Source organism: Lentzea sp. DG1S-22, assembly GCF_036321065.1.
Classification (GTDB): Bacteria; Actinomycetota; Actinomycetes; order Mycobacteriales; family Pseudonocardiaceae; genus Lentzea; species Lentzea jiangxiensis.
In genome coordinates this window covers 1,615,420-1,636,882 of the sequence record NZ_CP143276.1, presented here as the reverse complement: position 1 = coordinate 1,636,882, position 21,463 = coordinate 1,615,420, and the positions used below count along the sequence as shown (strand labels likewise).

The window sequence follows — 21,463 nt, the reverse complement described above, 5'->3', positions numbered from 1 at the left end:
AGCTGATTTGACAATAGACCGTTATTTGTAAACCTCGTCGGTCAGGGCCAGCAGCACCGTCGAGCGCCGGCAGTACGCGACCGCCACCACCGAAAGCCGCACGGGCACCTCGTCGAGCACAGCTCCGAGCGCGGCGCCGATGTCGCGGAGCGTCCGCCGAGGCGCACCACCGCGCCACACGACGACTTCCGCCCGGATCCCGCCGTCCGGCGTCGCCGAGCACTCGACGTCCTGGACGGCGGGGTGGCACAGGGCGGCCTGCTCGACGATCGACACGAGGGCGTCCTCGGAGATCGGCGGGTGCAACCGGACGACTCGGTCACTGGCGCTGGACAACGGCGTCTCCTCTGGTTCGCGGGGGACTACCCGGCCGGACGCCGAAGATCGCCGGGACGTCACGGACGTTCACCGGATCAGGTGGGGTCACCGGGGAAGCGCTGCTCCACAACGCTTCCCCGGCGAGCGCCCGATCAGCGCCAGAACCTGCGCCGGCGCTCCGGCTCAGGGGCGCCCGCACCGGTGAACTCGCGCAGCACCCGCACCGCACGCGCCCACAGCCGGTCCACGTCTCCCCCGGCCGTCAGCTCGGCCACGAGGTCGCGCACCGCGTCGTACGCGGAACCCTGGCGGCCACCGAGGAGGGTGCCGAGGCGGCTGGCCAGGTCGGCGAGCAGGTCCTGGCGCTCCCACACGGGCAGGTGCGCGTCCTTCTCCAGTCGCTGCAGCTCCACCGCGGCGATCTCGCGCAGGTCCGCCGGGTCGTCGGCCACGGGCAGGGGCAGGGCCTCGACCCCGCGTCCCCGTGTGCGCATGCGCTTCGGCGCGGCGGGCGGCGGGCCACCGGGAGCGCCTCCCGCGACGGACTGCGGCAGGAAGGGCGCGGGCGGCGGTGCGCCGAACGGCGCGGGTGCGGCGAAGGCGGGCGGCGCCGCGGCGAAGCTCGGCATCGGGGGCCGCGGAGCCTGCACCTCCCAGCCCGCGGGCTGCTCCACCGGCTGCACGACGCGGTGCACCTCACCGTCGGACACGACCCGTTCGTCCACGGCCACGAACGCCGTGAAGCGGCACAGCACGCCGAACTCCAGCGACGTCCGCACGATCGTCGTCTCCACGGCCCGGTCACCGGTCGCGTACCGGTCCTCCAGGTCGCGCAACGCCGCACGGGCCCACTGCGCCCGGACGGCCGGCGACGTGTGCCGCCGCACCGCGATCGTCTCCTGCCACTCACCGCCCTCGCGAGTCCGGCCGCGCACGGTGAACGACTCCGGCGCCGCACCGGTGTACCGGCCGAGCGCCACCAGCGGCACGCCGGGGTAGATCGCCGTGGGCAGCTTCGGCAGGTCGGACGACGGCGACAGGACGACGTCCGTGATCACGGGCGCGCCGATCCGCCGCTGGATGTGCGTCATCGCCTCGTCCAGGCGGTCCTCGCTCTCGACGAGCTCGCACCGGCCCGCGCCCGCCGCGGCCAGCCTGCCGAGGAAGCCCGCGTTCACGGCCGAGTCGATGCCGACGGCGTGCACCCTCGTGCGGCCGAGCACCGGGGCGATGTCGCGCAGCAGCTGGTCCTCGTTGCCGACCTGGCCGTCGGTGACGAGCACCAGGACCGGGTCGCGGCCCTCGGCGGCCTCCGAGAGCAGGGTCAGGCCCTCGCGCAGCGGCCCGAACATCTCGGTGCCGCCGCGCGCCTGCACGGCCGCGAGGTGTTCGACCGCGCGGAAGCGGTGGCGGTCGGTGGCCGCGACGAGACCGGACCCGAGCGTCTCCGGACGCTCCAGGCGGTCGTCGAAGGTGATCACCGAGAACGTGTCGTCCGCGGTGAGCGTGTCGACGATGCGGGCCGCCGCACGCCGGGCCGCGACCATCTTCCAGCCGGACATGCTGCCGGAGCGGTCGAGCAGCAGCACGACGTCCCGCGGGCGGACCGGGCTCGTGGGCGCCGGGGGCAGCACCGTCAGCTGGTAGGTGCCCTCACCGCTGTCGTCCGCGTCGGGCACGCACACGGCGGCGGAGCTGTCGCCCCGGTAGGCCAGGCGGAGCACGAAGTCCCGGTCGACCCGCTCCCCCGGCCGCACCAAGACGGTGTTGCCCTCCGTGACGACCGCGTGCAGGCTCGACCGGACCTCGACGAGCTCCAGCCCGGCCGGGTCGACCTCCACGCCGATCGAGAGCCGCACGGGGTTCGGGAAGCCGGGCAGCAGCACCGGGGGCGAGATGCGGGACGCGTCCGGCACCACGTCGGTGTCCTCCGCGTGGCCGTCTCCCACCGGCGGACCCGGCAGCGGCGTGCCCGGCACGTACCTCGGCGCCACCACCAGCGGGAACCGGAACGTCGCCGCGCCGTCCTCGAACACCAGCGGGCCCACCAGGCTGAGCTCCACGGTCACCCGCTCGCCCGCGGGGATGTTGCCGACGCGCATGGTGAACACATCCGGCCGTTCCTCCTCGACGATGGACGCTCTTCGCCCGGACGCGATCGCGTCGTCGTAGGTCTGCCGGGCCTGCGCGCGTTCCTGCAGCTCGGCCTCGACCGTGCGGTCGCCCGCGGTCATCTTCATGCCGGTCACGGCGGCGCGGTCCGGCAGCGGGAACACGTAGGTGGCTTCGAGGGCGGTGTCGTGGGTGTTCACGAACCCGGTCGTCAGCACCACGCGACCGACCAGGCCGGTCACCTCGGCCCGCACGTCGAGGCGTTCGAGCGGCAGGTTGCCGCGTTCGGTGCGCAGGGCGCCGAGACCCGCGTCCCCGGTCGTCCGGCCGATGCGGTCGGCTTCCGCTGGCTTCATCGGGGCGACGGAGAAGGTCATGACGGTTCCCTTTCGTTGAGCAGGCCTCGGGCGGCGAGCAGGTCGAGCAGCGGTCGGGCGGCGGCGGCGATGTCCGCGCGGTCGGCGGCGGTCGGCGTTCCCGGCACCAGCAGGACGGTGCCGCCGCCCAGAGCGACGCCGTTCAGGACGGCGGCCTCCCCCGCGACGGCGGTGGCCGGCGCCGCGGCCTCGGGTGGTGGTGCGGCCGCCGGCTCCGCCCAGAACCTCGGGCGGACGGCTTGCACCGGCGGAGCGTCACCGGAGTCGAGCAGCGCCTGCGGAACGCGGGCGATGGCGGCGAGCGCCGAGTCGGCAGCTCCCGCGAGTTCGGCCTGGATGTCGGCCAGCGTCCTCCCCTGCGACTGCAGTCGCTTCACCGCCACGAGCTGGAGCAGGTGGCGCCGGTCGTACAAGGCGGTGCGGCCGCGCATCGCCGAGGGCCTGTCCACCAGTCCCGTCGTCGCGTACCAGCGGACGGCCCGCTTGTCGGGCACGTCCCTGACCCGGCCGTTGGGCGCGCCCGAGTACTCCGCCGACAACGCGGCGGAGACGCGGTCCAGCAACTCGTCGAGCGTCCACACCCCACGATAGTGACACTGCAATCGTGACAGTGTCAACGTAAACCTGGTGAGGTCCACGCGGGGTGGCCGGGTAGGGTCCAGCCGTCCGCGTGCCCCCTGCAAGCCCCCGACGAGGACGGAGAGCACGAGTGACCACGGACGAGGCCGGCACCCTGACCGGCCACGACGCCGCGTTGAGCCGGTTGAGGACCCAGAAGGCGAAGATCCGGTACGCGCTCGAGCACCTGCCGCGCGGCTGTTCGGTCGAGGACGTCCGCCTCTGGTTGCACAGGCAGGGCCAGACGGTCCCGAGCAGGCCGTACGCCACTCCGATCGTGAACGAGTGGCGCGCCCGCAACGGCGTCGAAGACACGAGCGGCCACATCCCGCTGACGCCCGAGCTGATCGCGGAGCTCAACGGGACCGAACGCCGTTCCCCGCCGATCCCGCACCGGTGGCGGCCGAGACCGCCGGGGCCAAGGGCTTCTACGCGGTAGCGCTGCTGAGCATCGGCGTCAGCGTCGACACCTCGTGGCGCTTCTTCGAGCAGCGCCTGGGCATCACCGACGTCGTGGAGCGGGTCGTCCTGTTCTCCGTGATGGAGGCCGCGCTCGTGGCCTGCGGCTGGGCGATGCGCGCGGGAGTGCGCCAGAACGGCCGCCCCGGCCCCGCGCGGCTCGTGGCGTGGGCGCTGACGGCGTTCGCCGCGTTCGCCGCCTTCAGCCTGTCCGGCCCGGTCGCCGGTGCCGCCCGCGTCCTGCTCGGCCCGGTGCTGGGTCTGGTGATGCTGCACCTCGCGCTCGGCATCGAGATCCGCGCCGCACGCCGGCGCACCACGACGTGGGCGCGCATCGGCCGAGAGCTGCGGGAACGCCTGCTGTCGGTGCTGAACCTCGGTGACGACGGCCGGGACGCCCTGGCCCGGACGAGGGACAAGGCGGCGTTGAGGGCCGCAAGGCTCGCCGTCGCCAGCCGGTGGACGCCGCGGCGCAGGGCCCGCCTGCGCAAGGCCCTGCAGGCCTCGCACGTCGCGCACGACCCCGTGCAACGCGACCGGATGCTGCGCGAGCTGGGTGTGCTGCAGCACGCCGACGAGCTCGCCCGGACCCGTCAGCCGTCGCCGTGGTGACCCCGGCCCTGACCTCCGACACCTCGCTCGCCGGCGAGCTGGCGTCGCTGGTCAACCGCGTGTACGCCGAGGCGGAGAAGGGGATCTGGCTCGAGGGCGGCTCCCGGACGACCGAAGCCGAGGTGGCGGGCCTCATCACCGCCGGCGAGATCGCCGTGGCCCGGTCGGACGGCCGCGTCGTCGGCTCGGTGCGCGTCCACCGGCTCGAGGACGGCGCGGGCGAGTTCGGGATGCTGGTGGCCGCGCCGGAGGAACGCGGCACGGGCATCGGCACGGACCTGGTGTCGTTCGCCGAGGACTGGGCCCGGTCGGCCGGCGCTCGCGAGATGCAGCTGGAGCTGCTGGTCCCGCAGGAGTGGAACCATCCGGTCAAGGAGTTCCTGCGGGGCTGGTACACGCGCATCGGCTATCGCCACGTGCGCACGGACGACCTCGAAAGCGCCTATCCGCACCTGGTGCCGCGCCTGGCCTGCCCGTGCGACTTCCTCGTCTTCCGCAAGGCTCTCGATCCCAATAGGTGAACGCTCAACCGGTTCGTCCGCGGCGCCGGGTACCGTCCCGCTCCTGAAACCAAGCTCTTGAGGGGGACGACCCGTGCGCCGTTTGCGTGGCACCGCCGTTGCCGCGATCGCGTTGACCATGGTGGTCAGCGCCTGTGCGAAGGACTCCGGCCAGAACAGCACGAACAACGCCGCCTCCGCCGGCGGCTGCGAGTTCTCGACGCCGCCCACCGCGCCCGCCACGTCGAGCACCACGGCCGCCGCGGGCGACCGGGTCGACGGCAGCGCGCTGAAGATCGGTCTGGCCTACGACATCGGTGGCCGCGGTGACGCGTCGTTCAACGACCTCGCCGCCGCCGGGTTCGACAAGGCCATCGCGGACATGGGTGTGAAGAAGGAGAACACCCGCGAACTGTCCGCCGCGCCCAACGAGGACGAGTCCGCGAAGCAGACCCGGCTGCGCCAGCTGGCGTCGGAGGGCTTCAACCCCATCGTCGGCGTGGGCTTCGCGTACACGGAGTCGCTGAAGGTGGTCGCGCCGGAGTTCCCGAACGTCAAGTTCGGCCTGGTCGACTCGGCCGTCGAGGGCGCCGCGAACGTCACGCCGCTGGTGTTCGCCGAGCAGGAGGGCGCGTTCCTCGCGGGCGTCGTCGCCGCGTACCAGAGCAAGAAGTGCCACGTGGGCTTCGTCGGCGGCGTGGACATCCCGCTGATCCAGAAGTTCGAGGCGGGCTACAACCAGGGTGCGCGCACCGCCGCGCCGAAGGTCCGGATCGACAAGAAGTACATCACCCCGGCCGGTGACTTCACGGGCTTCCAGGACCCGCCCAAGGGCCAGGAGGCGGCCAAGGGCCTGATCGACAAGGGCGCCGACGTCGTCTACCCGGCCGCGGGCGCGTCCGGCATCGGCGTGTTCGCCGCGGTGAAGCAGGCGGGCGTGCTGGCGATCGGCTGCGACGCCGACCAGTACAACCAGCCGGCGCTCGCCGCCAACCGCGACGTGATCGTGGCGTCGAGCCTCAAGCGCGTGGACGTGGCCGTGTACGACTTCTTCCACGCCGCCGCGAAGAACGACATCGCGTCGCTGCCGAAGGTGTTCGACCTCAAGTCGAACGGCGTCGGGTACGCGACCTCCGGCGGGAAGGTCGACGCGGAGCTCCAGGGCATCCTCGAGGGCTACAAGGCCCAGATCATCGAGGGCGAGATCAAGGTCGCCGACAAGGTCTAGCCGCGGTGCCCGGTGCCGGGCACGCTCCGCCGGCGCCCACCGCGGAGGTGGGTCCCGGGGCGCGTGCCCGGTGAGCGGGACGGGCCGGCGGTCCGGGAGGGCCGCGGCTGCCGTGCGGGCGTTCGCCTATCCCACAGGGAAGTCGAAGTAGGTGTCCGGGTACGGCTCGTCGTTCAGCGTGTAGTGCCACCATTCGCTGTCATAGCGCCGGAACTCGCACGCCTCCATGATCGCGCAGAGCTGCTGCCGGTTCGCCGCCTCCACCTCCGTGATGCCCACGGCCCCGTGGTGCGAGATCGGGTCCATCAGGTCGTGGTCGCCGCCCATCCCCGCCAGCTCACCGCCGTCCAGGTGGAACAGCGTCAGGTCGACGGTGCTCCCCCGGCTGTGCCCTGACCTCGCGGCCACGTAGCCGAGCTCGAACATCTCCGCCCTGGAGATCCGGGGGTGGAACCGGGCCTTGGTGCGGGCGTCGTCCGGCTGCTCCGCCCAGCGCAGGAAGCGGTCGACGGCGCGTTGCGGGCGGTAGCCGTCCCACAGCAGCAGGCCGAAGCCGAGCGACTCGGCCTTCTCCTGTGCGCGTTCCAGGGCCTCGCACAGGGCTCGCGTGCCGACGACGCGGTTGACGAGGTAGCCGTCGACCGGTTTGCCGGTGAAGTTGTCCCACGTGGCGTACTTGGCGTCCCAGCGGATTCCCGGGACGCACTCGTCCACGAAGACGAAGTCGGCGTTCACCGGAGTTCTCCGTTCAGCGCCAACGACACGAGGTGGTCGATCACGTCGCCGAGCGACAGGCCGGCGGCCGCCATCATCCTCGGGTAGCGGCTGTACGAGGTGAGCCCGGGCATGGTGTTGACCTCGTTGAGCACCACCCGGCCTTCGGGGGTCAGGAACAGGTCGACGCGCGCCAGGCCCGAACACCCGAGTGCGCGGTAGACGGCTCTCGCCGTCTCCTTGACCAACTCGCACGCCTCGGCGGAGATGTCCGCCGGCACGACGAAGGAGGAGTTCTCCGAACCGGTCTCCGGCGTGCTCTCCTGGTGGATGCGGAAGAAGCCGTGGGTCAGCGCGACCCGGTCGAGCTCCCCGACGACCAGCTCGTCGTCGCCGAGGATCGAGCAGCCGATCTCGCTGCCGGCCACGGCTTCCTCGACCAGGACCTTCGAGTCGTACTGCCGGGCGACGCCGAGAGCCACCTCCAGCTCGTCCTCGGTGGACACCCTGGTGACACCGAACGACGATCCCGACCGGGCCGGCTTCACGAAGAGCGGGTAGGCGGGGTCGGCGGGCACGTCCGTCCAGAAGCGGGGCGTCGCGACCCCGGCGCCGCGGGCGACGACGTACGTAAGTGCCTTGTCCATGCAGAGCGCGGAACTCTGGACGTCACACCCGATGTAGGGGATGCCGGAGAGCTCCAGCAGCCCCTGCACGGCGCCGTCCTCCCCCTGCCTGCCGTGCAGCACCGGGAAGACGACGTCCAGGCCGATCGTCTCGAACCTCCCGCCCTCCAGGACGAGCAGGCCGTCGGGCGACAGCACGACCGGACGTCCGCCCTCCTGATCAGGGCCCGCGCACAGCCTCCAGTCGCCGCCGCGCGTGATCTTGACCCAGTACGGCTCGTACCTCGTGGAGTCGAGGTGCCGCGAGACCTCCCGCGCGGACTTCAGCGACACCGGGTGCTCCTCGAACGCCCCTCCGAAGAGGATTCCGATCCTGGTCCTGGTCATGGCGTTCCCCCGTGTTCGAAGTCCAGGCAGTTGACGAGCGTGTTCCGCACCGTGTCGCTCAGCGCGTGGTCGGTGTAGTGGGCGGTGTGCGGGGTGATGACCACGTTCGGAAGGGCCTGCAGCCGCAAAAGCGGTTCGTTGTGCATTTCCGCCGCCCGGCAGTCGGCGTAGAAGATTCCTCGTTCACCTTCGAGGACGTCCAAAGCCGCACCACCCAGAGCACCGGTTTCCAGTGCCTCGACCAGAGCCGGGGTGTCGATGAGCGGTCCGCGACCGGTGTTCACGACGACCGCGCCGGCTTTCATCATCCCGATGCGTTCGCGGTTGAGCAGGTGATGTGTGCTCGCGTTCAACGGGGTGTGCAGCGTGACGACGTCGCTGGATCTCAGCAAGTCGTCGAGCGGCACGAAGTCGGCCGAATCGCGCGGCCGGTTGTCATGTGCGAGCACCGCGCAGCCGAACCCGCGCAGCCGGTCCAGGACCGCCACGCCGATGCGGCCGGTCCCGACCACCCCGACCGTCAGGTCCCGCAGCTCCCGGCCGCGCGCCTCGCCCAGCCGGTAGTCGTGCCGGTCGGCGCGCCGGAGCAGGGGACGCACGCCGCGCAGGACCATCAGCATGAGCATCACCGTGAAGTCGGCGACGCTGTCCGGCGAGTACGCGACGTTCTCGACGGTGATGCCGACACTCCGCGCGCAGTCCACGTCGATGTGGTCGAACCCGGCGCTGCGCGCGGAGATGTACCGCACCCCGATCCGGCTCAAAGCGAGCAGAACCGGTTCGGTCACCGGAGTTCGGTGATCGACGCTGATGCAGCGGTTCCCGGAGGCCAGGCTGGCGGTGGCTTCGGTTGCCGCGGCTTCCGTGATGGTGGGTGCGACGCCGCAGCGGGGCGCCATTTCCCGGAACAGGACGGCCTCGTCCTGCCCGCACCCGTAGATCGTGATGCCCGTTGCCATGCCGCACAGCCAAATCGGCACGGAGTTGCCACCACGTATGCGATTCCGGATACACCGGCGATACGGCTGCTGTTCGCCGTGCCGCCGAGCAGTTCGGCGCGGCGGCTGACCACGCGCCACACCACGTCCTCACGGTGGCGGGCCACACCGGCTCCGGCACGGTGATCGCGTTCGTCGAGGAACGGCTCGGCGGCGTGAAGGCGCCCGGGGCCGAGTCAGGCGGCAGCCGGACTCGGCACCCGGTTCCTCGACGGGATGACCAGCACCGCCGACAGCACGACGCCCAGGCTGAGCAGGACCGCGTTGAGCACCTGGTCGCGCGGCTCGTACACGTGCAGCATCCGCAGGTGGTAGACGAGGTGCAGCACGTTGAAGGTCAGCAGGACCGCACCGGCCAGGCGCACCAGGGCCTGGTTGCGCACCTGTGCCAGCGCGATCAGGCTCACCACGGCGAACGCGAGGTGGACGGCGCCGACGTCCGCGGCCAGGTGCTCGTTGTACGGGCCGAGTCGCGGCAGCCACCGCAGGCCGAAGCCCGGGAAGTTCGCGTACCAGGCGTCCGGGAAGAAGTACGCGTAGACGCCGACGTACGCCGACGTCAGGCCGATGAAGGTCAGGGTGATGCGGTCCAGGAGTGGTTTCACGGTGGTGGAGCGAGACAGCCCGTCGCTTTGTGACAGTCCGGACGCCGGTCGCGGCGGTGTGCCGCTGCCACGACCGCGCGGTGCGCCGGTAGCGTTCGGTTCGTGGAACCAGTCGCGCTGTCGTGGGGCCGTCCGGTGCAGGAGCGGGCGGACGCCGCGCGCAACCGCGCCCACCTGATCGGCGTCGCCCGTCAGATGGTGGGCGAGCTGGGCGCGGACAAGGTCACGATGGACGGTCTCGCCGAACGCGCCGGGCTCGGCAAGGGCACCGTGTTCCGCCGCTTCGGCACGCGGGCGGGCATCTTCCTCGCGTTGCTCGACGAGGAGGAGACGCTCTTCCAGCAGCGGGTCATGAGCGGGCCGCCGCCTCTCGGCCCCGGAGCGCCGGCGGTCGAGCGGCTGGTCGCGTTCGGCCGTGCGCGGCTCGAGTTCCTGGTCGAGCACACGGTCCTCGCCAGGGCCGCCCTCGACCCCGGCCAGCCCGTTCCCGCCGGCGACAGCCCCTCGCTCTTCCACGTGCACATGCTGCTCAGCGAGGCGTGCCCGGACGAGGCCGCGAGCGGCACGCTGGCGTTGCAGCTCGTCGCGGCTCTCGAAGGGCCGGTCCTGCTGTACCTGCGGGCGCCGGAGGACGCGCCCGACCCGCAGACCGTGGTCGCCGACCTTGCCGCGAGCTGGCAGGTCCTGGTCGAGCGCGTCTGCGGCTGATCCTCAGCTCGGTGAAGCGGGAGCTCAACGCGCAAGACTCAACGCAGTCCGACATACCTCCACAGGATCACGAACATCAGCCACCGTCGCCGCCGCCCGCTGCGCCGCTGCCGCGAAGGCGGGATCGCCGAGCACCCGCGTGACGGCGTCCCGCAGCGCCTCGACGCTCGCCGGCCGGACGAGCACCCCGCTCCCCTGGCGCGCGACCCGGTTCGCCATCTCCCACTGGTCGCCGCCGCCGGGCACCACCACGACGGGCACCGCGGCCCGCAGCGCCTTGACGAGCATCCCGTGCCCGCCCCCGCACACCAGGACCGACGACTGGCGCAGCAACCGCTCCTGGTCGCCCGGCCCGGACCTCACCCAGCCCGGCAGGTCCGGCGCGGGCGCGAACGTCGAGACCACCGCTCTGAGGTTCTTGTCCCGCAACGCTTCCACGGCCATCTCGGCCATGCTCCGCGCACCGGTCCACGCCGTCGACGGCGCGATCATCACCAGCGGTTCGTCACCGGGCGGCGGGGACAGCGTGCCGCGGCCGGCCTCCCACAGCAGCGGCCCGACGACGTGCGCGTCGGCCGGCCAGTCCGGGCGTGGCACCTCCATCGCGGGCAACGTCGCGATCAGCCGCGCGATCGGACCGGGTTCGTCGGCACCGAGCCCGATCCTGCGCCGCACCTCGGCGCGCTGCCGTTCTCCCCGGCGCAACGACCGGGCCGTCAACGCCCGCAGCGCCTTGTCGCGCAGCCTGCCGCGCACACCGGTTCCGGGGGCGAGTCCGCTGCCCATCGGCGGCAACCACCTGGACGGCTCGTAGAGCGGGTGCGGCGACAGCTGCGCCCACGGCACCCCGACGAGTTCGGCGGCCATGCCCGCGCCGAGCGCGAGGACGTCGCACACCACCAGGTCCGGCCGCAGTTCCCTGAAGCGTGGCGCCAGCGCGGTCGCCAGGACCCCGGCCTGGTCGTGCAGCGCGAGCCCGAGGTCCGGCACGTCCGCGAGGTCGGCGAGCGACAACCCGGCCACCCGCGAGGCGGTGATCCCCTCTGCCCGCGCCGCCTCGACCCACCGGCCGCCGGTCAGCAGCACCGGGGTGTCGCCCGCCGCCAGGAACCGCAGGCACAACGCGATGGCGGGCACCACATGACCGGGATCGCCCCCGGAGACGACGACTACGCGCACACGGGCCAGACATAGTGCAGGGGCACCGGCCTGTCCAGACGACTGGCTGCCGCCGTGCCGATCGTGTTCGCTGGGCGCCATGGACCGGCCCCGCTGGCAGGAGTACTGGAACCGCAAGTCGGAGACGTACGACCGGGAGATGGGCGCGCTGGACCGCCGCGTCTTCGGCGACTCCCGCCGCTGGGCGTGCTCCCGGGCGACCGGCGAGGTGCTGGAGGTCGCCGTCGGCACCGGCCTGAACCTGCCGCACTACCCCGCCGGCGTCACCCTCACCGGCCTGGACCTCAGCGACCGCTGCTCGATATGACAGCCTTGGCCGCTCAGGCGAAACAGCGCGTCGCCAAGGCAAAGGACCTGAGCAGGCGGCCAACTGACTGACGGTGTCGGCAGCAAAGATCTCACTCGGAGCAGGTGCCGGAGGTGCGGCGCGCCCCTTGGAATGGTGCGTCACGCGCGCCGCACACCCTCCGGCCACAAGATCACGACGTTCCTACCGAGGCCTCGCGCATGTGCGACGGCGTCGGCAGTACCACCCAGGCCGCGAGCGGGCCTTCCATCCCAGACGGCGATCAGGATGTCGCTGTGTTCTACAACGTAGCGCCCGGCCGCGTAGTAGGCCTGTTCACTGGGCTCGGGGAAGTTCAGCTCAACTACTGAGTCCGCGCGAGAGAGCAGCTCGCGATATGTGCACAGGGCCGAAGTGTCGAACGTGGCGTCGTAATCGCGTGATGGGATCACCGCGTGCAGTGCGCCACCCGCATCCAAGATCAGTTGAGCGAATACCTGGTCCGCGCCTTCAGCCAGGCTGGAGATTCCAATGACAGGCATCTCCTGCTCGGCCAACAGCGCACGGATATGATTGTCGGCGTGCTCACGTGCGCCTGGGGGCAGGTTCTGATGGCCGCTCACGCCGATGATCATTATAAGTTTCCCCGTTTCGCTAGCTGCCAGTAGTGCTTACCCAGCGCAGTAAGTATGCAGCCTGTGCTGTGCATGGCGGCGTAATACATGTGCTCCTCGCCGACAGGCTCGATCAGCTTGTTGGCACGGCACATCTGCAACTGCTTGAATACCGCCTGATTTTTGACGTGAACCGGTGCGGCGTCAGGCTCGTAACTCGGATCGAGCGCGAACACGTGGTCCGAGGTCGGAAACCAGTCAACCAAAGAAATCAGCGTGGGCAGCGGGATCGTCGGATTGCACTTGCGCAGTTCCTGCAAGCGGTCGATGTTCGCTTTGAAGGTCGGCCTTTGATCCCACGCCCCAAACGACTCAGAGAGGTAGGCGTACAGACTCGCGACCGTGACGTTTCCCAGAACGTCCGCAGCGCCGCCATTCAGCCCCGCCTCCAAGTAAGTCGAGAAGATCCCGCGCCCGAGCACTTCCTTAGAAGTTTGATCGCTGCGGCTCGCAGTCAGCATCGAAACGCCGGAACGCAGGTGCACCGAGTCAGGACTCAAAGCGGGGATACGACCAGCACTACCAGAGAAGCAGCAGTCCAGGATGACCACCACCTCCCTAACCGTTGAGCCAGCAATGAGCTCGAGAACCTCGCCGAACTTCACACCGGGAGTCTGCCTTGTTCCATCGGTGGTCGTGAGCGCGACGTCGCCGTTGACCACGGTGCCGTGCCCCGCGAAGTAGAGCAGCCCCACGTCCGCGCCGCCAGCGAACAATGACGTGACGCCAGCCACCAGGTCATCGCGCTCGATGTCACCGACCATGAGCTTGCACTGGAAGTTGAGACTATCGTCCTCATTGCGAGCCAGTAACGCCCTCAGAGCGGCGGCATCGTTTCCACAGCCGGTAAGCGAAGAGAAATTTCGGTATCGATCGATCCCGACTAAAAGCGCTCTTTTCATTGTTTCACAACCCATCAATGAGAGTCTCGACAACTGGCCACACTCAGCCCACGCATGGAGCAGAACCCATCACCGACGGCTCGATGCCGGAGCAATTCGGTCCAGACTCCGGTCAAACTGCTTGCCTTCGTTCACCGCATACTGAATCTTCCAAAGCTGCCTGCCGGCCTATATTCTTCTTTGTCGATCGACACGATCACGCCGCGCGAGCGACAAACTCGCGCACGAACTCGATTCTTTCACTGATTCACATACGACTTCTTCGCTGGCACGTCAGCCAATTCGTACAGCATGCACGTGTTAATCACTGACCGACGAATACATCCCGGATGCGCCCGTACTCCATCACACACGAACCGAAAAAAGCATTCTTACCGCTGGACATGCTTTACTCAAGTAACACAAAGCAGACTGCAGGCCTCAACTGGTCAGTTAATCGTCCAGCCACGCACTAACGTTACCTGAACCAGAGCGGAAATCCAATGCCCGGTCGCAACTATTCTTGACGAGGCGGAATTTGACACTGGAATTTCCCTGAAATCACAGAACGAGAAATAAGGCCCCTACGCTGATAATAAATACCTCAACTACAGGACCTTAAAGTCGCCAATCAAATCCGGCGGCGCGAAGCGAAATACACGCATGGCGGTGAGCTACGTTACCTCTCAGCGGTCCCAGCCGACGCAAAGCGAACGCTGATCTGGGTGCAGCGACCGCAGGATCGCTTAGCAAACGATCACGCCGCAGGACGCGCCTAGGTTTTAGGTACGCTGCGACAGCTTCATCGCTGCCCACAGCATGGTGGTTCCTGTGCCTCGACGGCACGTCCGAACTGCGGAGGGCACTATTCAGACCGCAACGCCTCCTTCGCAGCGGGCAACAACGGCGCGACGGAAGCCTACTGCGACGCAGCACATACGAACTTGCCCTACAGAGCAACGTGAAGCACAGGTCCGTAGTTACCGGACCTTTGCGCATGGCATGACCAACACCAAGATTACCTCGCGGCCGAACCAAGCATCCGCCCGCCCTCGCGAAAGATCTAATTAAAGCAATAGCTAACGAGCAGTAATCGACGCACACTGGTATGGCGAATCTTTCGACCAGCTGCTGCATTAATGAAGCACCTGAGGCTTGCCTGAATTTCGGGATGCTTCAGGTACTGTTGAACCTAGCGCTCGCCCTTGTTCATCGCCCGTCCCAGCGCTCGCGACAACACGAGCAGATGCCCAGATTCATACTTTGCATAATAAGCCATGGAAATGCAGATCAGCAACATACGCGACGTCTCGACAGAACAAGGATGATGTTCATCGAAATTATCGTGATATGCGTTTCTCAAGATTCCTCCTCCCCTAAGTGGGGCAACGCTGCGCTTACGCCATACGCGAAGACTTCCCAGGCTGAGGTATGGAGGTCATCAGACAGTTCCAGACTACAGACCAGGAAATCTTCGCATATCAGCCTGTCAGATGGCGCCAGCGCATAGCCAACGTCGACAGCCAATACACGTAGGCGAGTTCACCCCTTCTGCGTATCTTCACAGCCTGCAGATTATCATCACGACTGCACTCCCAAGAGCACTCAACGCCGCTACCTGCGTGATCAAGCCGACGCTCACGCACGCTGCCTTAAACCTGTTGCCTTGGCGCAACGTGTTAACCGTGAGTGCCTGCAAATAAGCCACGTTGTTGCGTGCGTCCACTTCGTCATCGGTCCAGTGGTCTTCGACCATCCCTTTAAGGCTTCCGTACTTTGCGACCGCATAGTGGCGGTTCCATCCGGCCGCGATCCCAGAGGCAGCTGAGCACACAAACAATACTAGCGCTAGCGTCACAACGATCTGTGCGGATGTCGGGATCCGTACCGCAGTGCCGGTACGCACGATGGCGACCAGACCCGCGAGCACGGTAACAAGTGCGCTCGAGGTGGTGATCAGAGCCTGTCCGCGAGCGTCGTAAGCCGTCCGCCGCTCACGCTCAGCCTTCAACTCCGTTTCGATGAACGTCTGGTAGGTCTTGCCCTGATCACTCATCCATGATCACCACGGCAAACATGACCTCCGACCGGCTCCTCGCCCCGAACGTTCTCCACCTCCAGCCACGACTTGTCCGAAGGTGGTGCTTTCACCTGTTCAACAGGCGGCACGACAGGTTTGTCACCCGCTGCAGACTGGTCAGAACTGTCAGTCACGAATCCTCCAAACGACGTTTCAGCATGTCTAAGTGATCAGCTTAAGGGGATGATGCAGGGGCTTGCAAGAACGCTTGTATAGCGCGTGACCGATTCTCCATTGACGTCGCTCAAGCAAGCGCAAAAAGGCACTGTTCAAGTTTACGAACTGCGCCAATTTAGCAATTGCCACCCACCCGAAAATCAAACTTTTCCGAATTGCAATACTGAACCGCCGCCGCAATATACGCATGGCCGCCTATCCCAGCCTGCATGGTCTCACGAGAACCCGGTCAGCAAATCTCAAAATTAGATCAGAGTTATCATACACTCCATATTCACTGTGATCAAGCAATAATGTTCTCTCGTAGATATTCGGATTCCTCCGTTACGACTCTGGCAACTGGGCGTGAAATCCGGAAATCCTGATACCTGGAATCAAAGTCTTTAGCAATTTGGTGAAAGTGCCCATGCCAAGCCACTTCTCGCCACCGTTATGCAAGCCAGATCCGAACCTCTTGGTTACCTGACTACCCAAGTTAGCAACATTAGTCAGTCCTGGTTCACGCAGTTTCTCCAAGATGAAGTCCGTCACTTCAGCCGCATCGACAGTTTCTGCGACAGAAAATTCGTTCGAATGTTGTCTCACAACATGTACTGATTGCTTCGCCGGCATGGGCGCCAGGGATGCCGCACCGGGAGGCAGTCGGGGTTCGGTAGCCAGCACCACTCGTCTGCGCTCCTGGTCGATTTGCAGGATCCGCACGCGCATCGACATTCCGGGTTCCAGATGGGCATCTGCAGGAATTTCACTGCGGTGCAGTAGAGCTTGGAGGCCTGATAGCAGCGTGACGAAGACTCCATAGTGCACAATATGATTCAATCGTGCGTCCATAACATCGCCGACCGATAGGCTCAGCAATGGATCAGGCCTGTCGTCAAAGGCGGCCAAGCTGATTCGACGCCGCTCCAGATCTATGCTTAAGATGCGTACCCGCAGCGGATCGCCTGGCGATAAGACTGGCGGCCAAGTGCGCCAGGAGCCTGGGTAATTACTGTTATGCACCAAGCCACTAACCACCGGGCCGTCCCAGCCTAACGGTGACGTCGGAAGTTGGACAAACATCCCGTAGTCGGTCCCGTGGGTGTACCTGCCCTCAATCTCGGCATCTACTTCGAGCTCGGCACCCATCCACGGCGGCCGCGTTGCCGGACGACAAACGATCCGCTGCCAGGGCCGATCGAAATTGCTAATCCGCACATCTAACTTCAATCCTGGAACGAGAATCGAGGACCAGTCGTCATTTTCGTCGGCGAGCACGGTCCGCAGCAGCGCGGGAAGCCCCTTCGCACCACTCAGGCTGACAACGGCGGTCCGCGGCGAAATCAATCGGGTCACCTCAGCCGATACGGCCCGCGAGGTCAGCCAGGCCTGTTCAATCGTGTCGAGGATGGCGTCGAGGTCGGCAATCTCCGGCGCCGGTTCTCCTGGGGATATCGGCGCCAGTGTGAACACCCGGCCAGCGACAGTGCGCAGCCGTACTGGCCCTGCGCCGACTGGTAGCTCAACTACGCTACGGTCACCGAGATTGACGGTGACCTGTTCCCGGCCGCCCGGACCGGACCAAACCACCGTCACCGGCTGGCGCATGATCGCCGGCACCGGGACGGCGATTCGTCGGCTGCGCGTGATCGGCCCGAGCGAGAGCGTCCTGCCATCTCTTTCGAGCCCGATCAGCACAGTGGGCAGCAGCCGGGACACCTCGCTAAGCAGATCTCCGTCCACCTGGTCGAGATCCGGTGCAAGGACTCGGAAAACCTGGCGGCGCGTCGCGATGCACAGTTCGCTAAGCAACCACGCCGCAGGGGTTCGCAGGATGCGGCCGGGAAGCCGGTTGAGGGCGCCAGCTGCCCAGTCCAAGATCCTTTCCCTTTCCTCCCGGACGACGCTGAGCAGGCAGTCGGTCAGCAATCGGTCTGCCTCCGGGCCTGGATTCTCCTGACTAACGTAGATCCAGGCCAGGTTCTCTTCCAGCTCCAGCAGCGGGCTCAGGCCCAGGTCGTCGACCCGAGTGACGCGACGCAGTTCCTCCGCATCCAGCTCACCTTCGAGGACGAAGGTACGCAGAACGTCGCGGGCTCTAGCGCGAAAGTCGTGCTCCAGCTCGATTCCGTCGAAGGCAACCGCCGCGACCACCGCCGACTCACAGAGTTCCGCTTCTAGGTGCAGGGTGTTGGGCCCCAATCCGGCTCGTCGCACTCGACGAATCAGCGGAAATGGCGCCAGCGGCGGCAGGCTCACCATTGCCGCGAGCCAGACGAGCCGCTGATCAGTTATGCCGTCCAGGGATTCCGCCCAATCGGTTATCATGCTTCACCTGCCCCATTAATCGTTTACCAGCAACTGGGGATAGCCGCGAAACCGAGGAACCCGCGAGCCGGGACCAAGCAGCACTGTACAAACCGCTGCCCCGTGCGCGAAGAGTCTTGCAGCGAATTCGTGTACTGCTTGTGGATCGCACCAACGGCTGGGCACGCCCTGTGTAACGAGGACCGTGGCCTCGGCGGCACCGGGTGTCTCGCAATGTTGCCAAGTCCACACCGGACCATGACCACAACCGTAGGCAGGGGAGCGTTCGAACCAGCGCAAGTCTATGCGTTCGGCGCCATACAGCCGACGCAGCATTCGTTGCAGGAGTCGGGCGTCATCTGCATAGGGACCGGTTTGCAATCCTAACTCGCAGAGGACCCGTATCCGCTCAGGCTGGCCGAACCTTGTTTCCATCGGAACGTCGTTCAAGGGCTCGGCGAGCGCCAACCGCTCCAGTACCGCGGGGATGTCGGGTTCGTTTCCGCGCAGAGGTACTCGGGTCATGCTTTGGAGGGTGAGGGGCAACGTGCGCATGCGAAACCCGCTTCGCTCCTCGCTCATCTCTGGTATTTGTCGACCGGGCGGCGGGACCGACCGGTACGATGAAGACCTCTGTCCATTTGAGCCGCGCTCATCCTCCCGCTCCGGTTCAAGAATCCGGGCAATCATCCCTGAGCCTTTCCGGCGCGGGACGGGTGTTCTGGCCGCTCCATCCTCCGCCCCTGCAACCGGTCCGTCACCCTCATAGTCCAGCTCGCTTTCTACGTGAACGCGTGCTGTGTCCATAGCGTCGTCGGCCTGCAGGTCGGTCTCGTTCCAGCCATCGTTTGAGGGCAACGGCCAAGACTGCTCGTCAGCGAGTTCGAACGGTACGGCCTCCACTGGGAAAGCTGGTCTGTCTTCGACCTGCTGTGCGACCAATACCGCACCCACCAGCACCAGCGCACCTTCAAGGTCGCCAAACAGCTCGCGATGCGCGAGAATCAGGGCTGCGTCCCGCAGGCTCATCGCAACCAGGCTCGCTCGTCATCGCTGTACAGCGTGTGCTTATCCAGCGTGATCCGCTTGAGCATGTCCAGCGTGCCTGTGTCGAGACCCTCCACCTGCTCGATGTGGCGCAGCACCTTTACAAGGTCCAGAAACTCGGCGGTGCTGACCGCGCGTCCCGCCTGCGGACGGGTCACCTCCTTGGCAAGATCCCGCATGAGTTCGTCGACCGGTGCGGGCAGCTGCCCGAAATGTTCCACGACGATGTCGATCAGCCGGTCAGCATCCGGTGCCGGTAGGCGCAGCACTAGGCAACGCCGCAGGAAGGCCTCGGGCAGATCGCGCTCGTTATTGGTGGTTATGACGGTCAGCGGACTCCACGCCGGTGCGCCGGTCGGCACCCGAACGGTGAAGTCAAGCGGACTGACAAACGCCTGGCGACTGCCGAGAGGGACCAGCAAGCCGTTGCAGAAAGCACTGTCGGCCTTGTCGATCTCGTCTATCAGCAGGACCGCACCTTCTCGTTCAGGTGTGTGGCCATCGAGCAGTTCAGGGGGTGCGGCTTGCTCCGCTTCCGAGAGGTCGCCGGAGCCACCGCGGGCTCGAGCCGACTTGGGATCGAGTGCCCACCAAAGCGGCCCCGGCTCGACGTAGGGAGCGATCGAGTCCGAGCCGGTGCGGGTGGACAACACGCGGGCATTCGCGTCACCCAGTCGGCGAACGGCGTCCAGCCGCCAGATCAAGTCGGACGGCCGTGAGTCCTCGGTGGCCACGAACTCGTGGTAGCCGACGCGGAGCTTGCGGGCCAGAAAGCTGGCCAAGCTGGACTTTCCGCACCCAGGAGGCCCACCAAGCAGCAGCGGGCGGCCGGTCAGCACTGCAACCTTGACAGCGGTCTCAATTTCCGGGGTAAGGATGTAGACATCCCCTGAGCGAGTATCCCCGTGCCGGCTGGTGCCGTGCTCGCCGGCAGTCGCCCGCAACAGAGGCTCCAGCTGCAGCAGCCACGAGCCAGGCCCGTCTCCGTCGGTATCATCGTCCGCAGCCGGATCCAGATCGGACACTTGATCGGTCGAGTCCGTCATTCGCTTCGTTGCCTCATAATGGTCGGGCCTCAGAAATCGAGCAGGCCAGGAGCGTCTCCTAGCTCCTGGATGTCTTCGAGTAGTGCTATGGTGTCGCGCTCCTCCTGTCCTCCGTTACTAAGTCGCACAGTGGTCGTGCTCAACCTGCGCAGCGCAGTCGCTGGGCGCCTGGTGACCAGCGCGAAAACCACCCCGCCGAACCGGGCCATGAGTTCCCGCAGCACCCACCGCAGCACCCTTGGATCGATGTCATCGCAACTCAGGATTGCGAACACGACGCGGCGGGATCGACTCAGATGGTGGGCGACATCCCCTGGCGTCTCGTCCGGCTTCATGTTAAGCGCTGTGCGCAGCCCGTTCTCGTACCGCTCAAGCAACTGCTCGCGCATGTCCTCACCGGCGACACCGCTGAACCTCGTGACGCGGATGCCGTCTCGCTGAGCCCGTCCGCGCTGCACGACGTGGTGCTCCGGCAGGTTCCCGGCAACGAGGTGGACGATCCGCCGGTTTGGTTCGTCCCCGGCCACTTCCATCACCCGGCGGGCATCATCCAAGTCGACCCACAGCGGCGTGACCCGATCCTTGACTGAGGTCAGCCTCGCCCCGACGAACTCGGCCAGAATTTGAACTGCGTCGTAAGCTTCTTGAAGCGTGCTGCCCAGCAGCGCTGCGGCGACAAGTGCTGGTTTGTCCTGAGGCAATACTGGATCCGTTGTGGAGACGTGCAATGCCTGCGCCGCCTCATCGAGGATGTGAGGCGGCGCGTCACGGATGAAGAAGGCGACATCGTTCACCCAGCGAGCCTGTGCAGGGTCGACCGGCATCGGCGGAAACCACGCCGCAATGTCTTTGGCAAGTTTCCCGGCACTTTCCCGGTTCCGAGAGCCTTTGCTTTGGTCTGGCCAGTGTAGGCAACTCAGTGAGTTCAAGCCACCGGTGCGGCCCAGCGGACTGGTGGCGAACTGCTTCTCCGATACACCACCCACCAGCGCGATCTTGATTGGGTAATCCGGTACCAACTGTCGCATGAGCCCCAGCAGCGCCGCCTCCTCCTTCATCCAACCCGACGTCAAGGCATCATGGTCGGCCACGACGACCGCGCCGTAACTCCGAATGACCGCAAGGCATATCGCGCGGTCAAAGACCTCGCCGACGGCGACATTGCGACGGTCGAGCCAGACGTCCCGGCCACGTTCGGCAAAAGCGAACTCAAGCGCCTCCAGCAGTTGGTTCAGGAAGTGCTTGCGCGCGCGGTAACGGCTCGCCGTCTCACCCTCCCGCAACTGCATCTCTTCGCCAGTTCGGACGCGAGCGCTATGACTGATGAAGATGCCCGTGGTGGTCATCCCGATCTTCGGCAGCGTGGCCATCCAGGTAGTATACGACAGCGGCTCGGCCTACGTCAGGAGCTTCTTGCAGTCTAAGTCCGTCTTCAAGCCGTGTTGCGGAGACTTTCAGCTGCAACGGATCATCCGAATCACGATTGTGCATCGAATGACAGGACCGCGATATAGTTGACCAAACAACCACCGAGAAATCGGAGTG

Annotated in this window: 21 protein-coding genes; 6 read left to right on the top strand and 15 right to left on the bottom strand. The window is 66.6% G+C overall.

Annotated features, from left to right (window positions below):
• Window positions 1-21: 21 nt before the first annotated feature.
• The 3 genes from V1227_RS07055 to V1227_RS07045 form a co-directional block, all read right to left on the bottom strand.
• The gene (locus V1227_RS07055) at window positions 22-336 is read right to left on the bottom strand and encodes a hypothetical protein (protein WP_329791674.1); all 315 of its coding nucleotides are present in this window, start codon (window positions 334-336) and stop codon (window positions 22-24) included.
• Between the two features lie 134 nt (window positions 337-470).
• Window positions 471-2,807, bottom strand: coding sequence for a VIT domain-containing protein (locus V1227_RS07050; protein WP_329791673.1), 2,337 nt, complete (start codon window positions 2,805-2,807; stop codon window positions 471-473).
• Entirely contained in the window at window positions 2,804-3,388 is a 585-nt protein-coding gene (locus V1227_RS07045; RefSeq protein WP_329791672.1) for a MerR family transcriptional regulator, read from the bottom strand. Before V1227_RS07045 ends, V1227_RS07050 begins: the two co-directional genes overlap by 4 nt.
• Before the next feature lie 128 nt (window positions 3,389-3,516).
• Here V1227_RS07045 and V1227_RS07040 point away from each other — a divergent pair, with 128 nt between their 5' ends.
• The 4 genes from V1227_RS07040 (at window position 3,517) to V1227_RS07025 (ending at window position 6,224) form a co-directional block, all read left to right on the top strand.
• Entirely contained in the window at window positions 3,517-3,864 is a 348-nt protein-coding gene (locus V1227_RS07040) for a hypothetical protein (RefSeq protein WP_329791671.1), read from the top strand.
• Window positions 3,822-4,496, top strand: coding sequence for a hypothetical protein (locus tag V1227_RS07035; protein ID WP_329791670.1), 675 nt, complete (start codon window positions 3,822-3,824; stop codon window positions 4,494-4,496). The genes V1227_RS07040 and V1227_RS07035 overlap by 43 nt, the downstream gene beginning before the upstream one ends.
• Window positions 4,493-5,017, top strand: a complete 525-nt coding sequence (locus V1227_RS07030) for a GNAT family N-acetyltransferase (RefSeq protein ID WP_329791669.1) — start codon at window positions 4,493-4,495, stop codon at window positions 5,015-5,017. Before V1227_RS07035 ends, V1227_RS07030 begins: the two co-directional genes overlap by 4 nt.
• Window positions 5,018-5,099: 82 nt before the next feature.
• Window positions 5,100-6,224 (top strand): BMP family lipoprotein, encoded by a 1,125-nt coding sequence (locus tag V1227_RS07025; protein WP_329793971.1) that lies wholly within the window; start codon window positions 5,100-5,102, stop codon window positions 6,222-6,224.
• Window positions 6,225-6,350: 126 nt separating this feature from the next.
• On the opposite strand, the gene vanX is transcribed toward V1227_RS07025, so the two are convergent.
• The 4 genes from vanX to V1227_RS07005 form a co-directional block, all read right to left on the bottom strand.
• Entirely contained in the window at window positions 6,351-6,959 is a 609-nt protein-coding gene (vanX, locus tag V1227_RS07020; protein ID WP_329791668.1) for a D-Ala-D-Ala dipeptidase VanX, read from the bottom strand.
• The gene (locus V1227_RS07015; protein WP_329791667.1) at window positions 6,956-7,951 is read right to left on the bottom strand and encodes a D-alanine--D-alanine ligase family protein; all 996 of its coding nucleotides are present in this window, start codon (window positions 7,949-7,951) and stop codon (window positions 6,956-6,958) included. Before V1227_RS07015 ends, vanX begins: the two co-directional genes overlap by 4 nt.
• Entirely contained in the window at window positions 7,948-8,910 is a 963-nt protein-coding gene (locus tag V1227_RS07010) for an NAD(P)-dependent oxidoreductase (protein ID WP_329793970.1), read from the bottom strand. The genes V1227_RS07015 and V1227_RS07010 overlap by 4 nt, the downstream gene beginning before the upstream one ends.
• Before the next feature lie 215 nt (window positions 8,911-9,125).
• Complete coding sequence (locus V1227_RS07005) at window positions 9,126-9,554, bottom strand: hypothetical protein (protein ID WP_329791666.1); 429 nt, start codon at window positions 9,552-9,554, stop codon at window positions 9,126-9,128.
• 102 nt (window positions 9,555-9,656) lie between these two features.
• On the opposite strand from V1227_RS07005, the gene V1227_RS07000 reads away from it, so the two are divergent.
• A complete protein-coding gene (locus tag V1227_RS07000) occupies window positions 9,657-10,262 on the top strand; it encodes a TetR/AcrR family transcriptional regulator (protein ID WP_329791665.1) in 606 nt (201 codons plus the stop codon).
• Window positions 10,263-10,286: 24 nt separating this feature from the next.
• Here V1227_RS07000 and V1227_RS06995 read toward each other — a convergent pair whose 3' ends face one another.
• Window positions 10,287-11,441 (bottom strand): glycosyltransferase, encoded by a 1,155-nt coding sequence (locus tag V1227_RS06995; protein WP_329791664.1) that lies wholly within the window; start codon window positions 11,439-11,441, stop codon window positions 10,287-10,289.
• A gap of 79 nt (window positions 11,442-11,520) precedes the next feature.
• Here V1227_RS06995 and V1227_RS06990 point away from each other — a divergent pair, with 79 nt between their 5' ends.
• On the top strand, window positions 11,521-11,748 hold the full coding sequence (locus V1227_RS06990) for a hypothetical protein (protein ID WP_329791663.1): 228 nt from the start codon (window positions 11,521-11,523) through the stop codon (window positions 11,746-11,748).
• Window positions 11,749-11,888: 140 nt separating this feature from the next.
• Here the strand turns inward: V1227_RS06990 and V1227_RS06985 are convergent, their stop codons facing one another.
• The 7 genes from V1227_RS06985 to V1227_RS06955 form a co-directional block, all read right to left on the bottom strand.
• Window positions 11,889-12,350, bottom strand: coding sequence for a hypothetical protein (locus V1227_RS06985; RefSeq protein ID WP_329791662.1), 462 nt, complete (start codon window positions 12,348-12,350; stop codon window positions 11,889-11,891).
• A gap of 11 nt (window positions 12,351-12,361) precedes the next feature.
• Window positions 12,362-13,303, bottom strand: a complete 942-nt coding sequence (locus V1227_RS06980; protein ID WP_329793969.1) for a caspase family protein — start codon at window positions 13,301-13,303, stop codon at window positions 12,362-12,364.
• A 1,540-nt stretch (window positions 13,304-14,843) separates the two neighbouring features.
• A complete protein-coding gene (locus V1227_RS06975; RefSeq protein WP_329791661.1) occupies window positions 14,844-15,338 on the bottom strand; it encodes a hypothetical protein in 495 nt (164 codons plus the stop codon).
• A 525-nt stretch (window positions 15,339-15,863) separates the two neighbouring features.
• On the bottom strand, window positions 15,864-17,846 hold the full coding sequence (locus V1227_RS06970; RefSeq protein ID WP_329791660.1) for a S1 RNA-binding domain-containing protein: 1,983 nt from the start codon (window positions 17,844-17,846) through the stop codon (window positions 15,864-15,866).
• Window positions 17,847-17,861: 15 nt separating this feature from the next.
• Window positions 17,862-18,854: a hypothetical protein gene (locus tag V1227_RS06965; RefSeq protein ID WP_329791659.1), complete on the bottom strand. Its 993-nt coding sequence runs from the start codon at window positions 18,852-18,854 to the stop codon at window positions 17,862-17,864.
• Window positions 18,851-19,918 carry an AAA family ATPase gene (locus V1227_RS06960; protein WP_329791658.1) on the bottom strand — a complete coding sequence of 356 codons (1,068 nt, stop codon included), beginning with the start codon at window positions 19,916-19,918 and terminating at the stop codon, window positions 18,851-18,853. The genes V1227_RS06965 and V1227_RS06960 overlap by 4 nt, the downstream gene beginning before the upstream one ends.
• Window positions 19,919-19,947: 29 nt before the next feature.
• Entirely contained in the window at window positions 19,948-21,288 is a 1,341-nt protein-coding gene (locus tag V1227_RS06955) for a hypothetical protein (protein WP_329791657.1), read from the bottom strand.
• Window positions 21,289-21,463 lie beyond the last annotated feature (175 nt).

Excerpts from the sequence above, each read along its gene's own strand:
- V1227_RS06980 (WP_329793969.1), bottom strand. The coding sequence starts at position 13,303 with ATGAAAAGAGCGCTTTTAGTCGGGATCGATCGATACCGAAATTTCTCT.
- V1227_RS07050 (WP_329791673.1), bottom strand. The coding sequence starts at position 2,807 with ATGACCTTCTCCGTCGCCCCGATGAAGCCAGCGGAAGCCGACCGCATC.
- V1227_RS06990 (WP_329791663.1), top strand. The coding sequence starts at position 11,521 with ATGGACCGGCCCCGCTGGCAGGAGTACTGGAACCGCAAGTCGGAGACG.
- V1227_RS07015 (WP_329791667.1), bottom strand. The coding sequence starts at position 7,951 with ATGACCAGGACCAGGATCGGAATCCTCTTCGGAGGGGCGTTCGAGGAG.
- V1227_RS06970 (WP_329791660.1), bottom strand. The coding sequence starts at position 17,846 with ATGATAACCGATTGGGCGGAATCCCTGGACGGCATAACTGATCAGCGG.
- V1227_RS06965 (WP_329791659.1), bottom strand. The coding sequence starts at position 18,854 with ATGAGCCTGCGGGACGCAGCCCTGATTCTCGCGCATCGCGAGCTGTTT.
- V1227_RS06960 (WP_329791658.1), bottom strand. The coding sequence starts at position 19,918 with ATGACGGACTCGACCGATCAAGTGTCCGATCTGGATCCGGCTGCGGAC.
- V1227_RS06955 (WP_329791657.1), bottom strand. The coding sequence starts at position 21,288 with ATGGCCACGCTGCCGAAGATCGGGATGACCACCACGGGCATCTTCATC.
- V1227_RS07010 (WP_329793970.1), bottom strand. The coding sequence starts at position 8,910 with ATGGCAACGGGCATCACGATCTACGGGTGCGGGCAGGACGAGGCCGTC.
- V1227_RS06975 (WP_329791661.1), bottom strand. The coding sequence starts at position 15,338 with ATGAGTGATCAGGGCAAGACCTACCAGACGTTCATCGAAACGGAGTTG.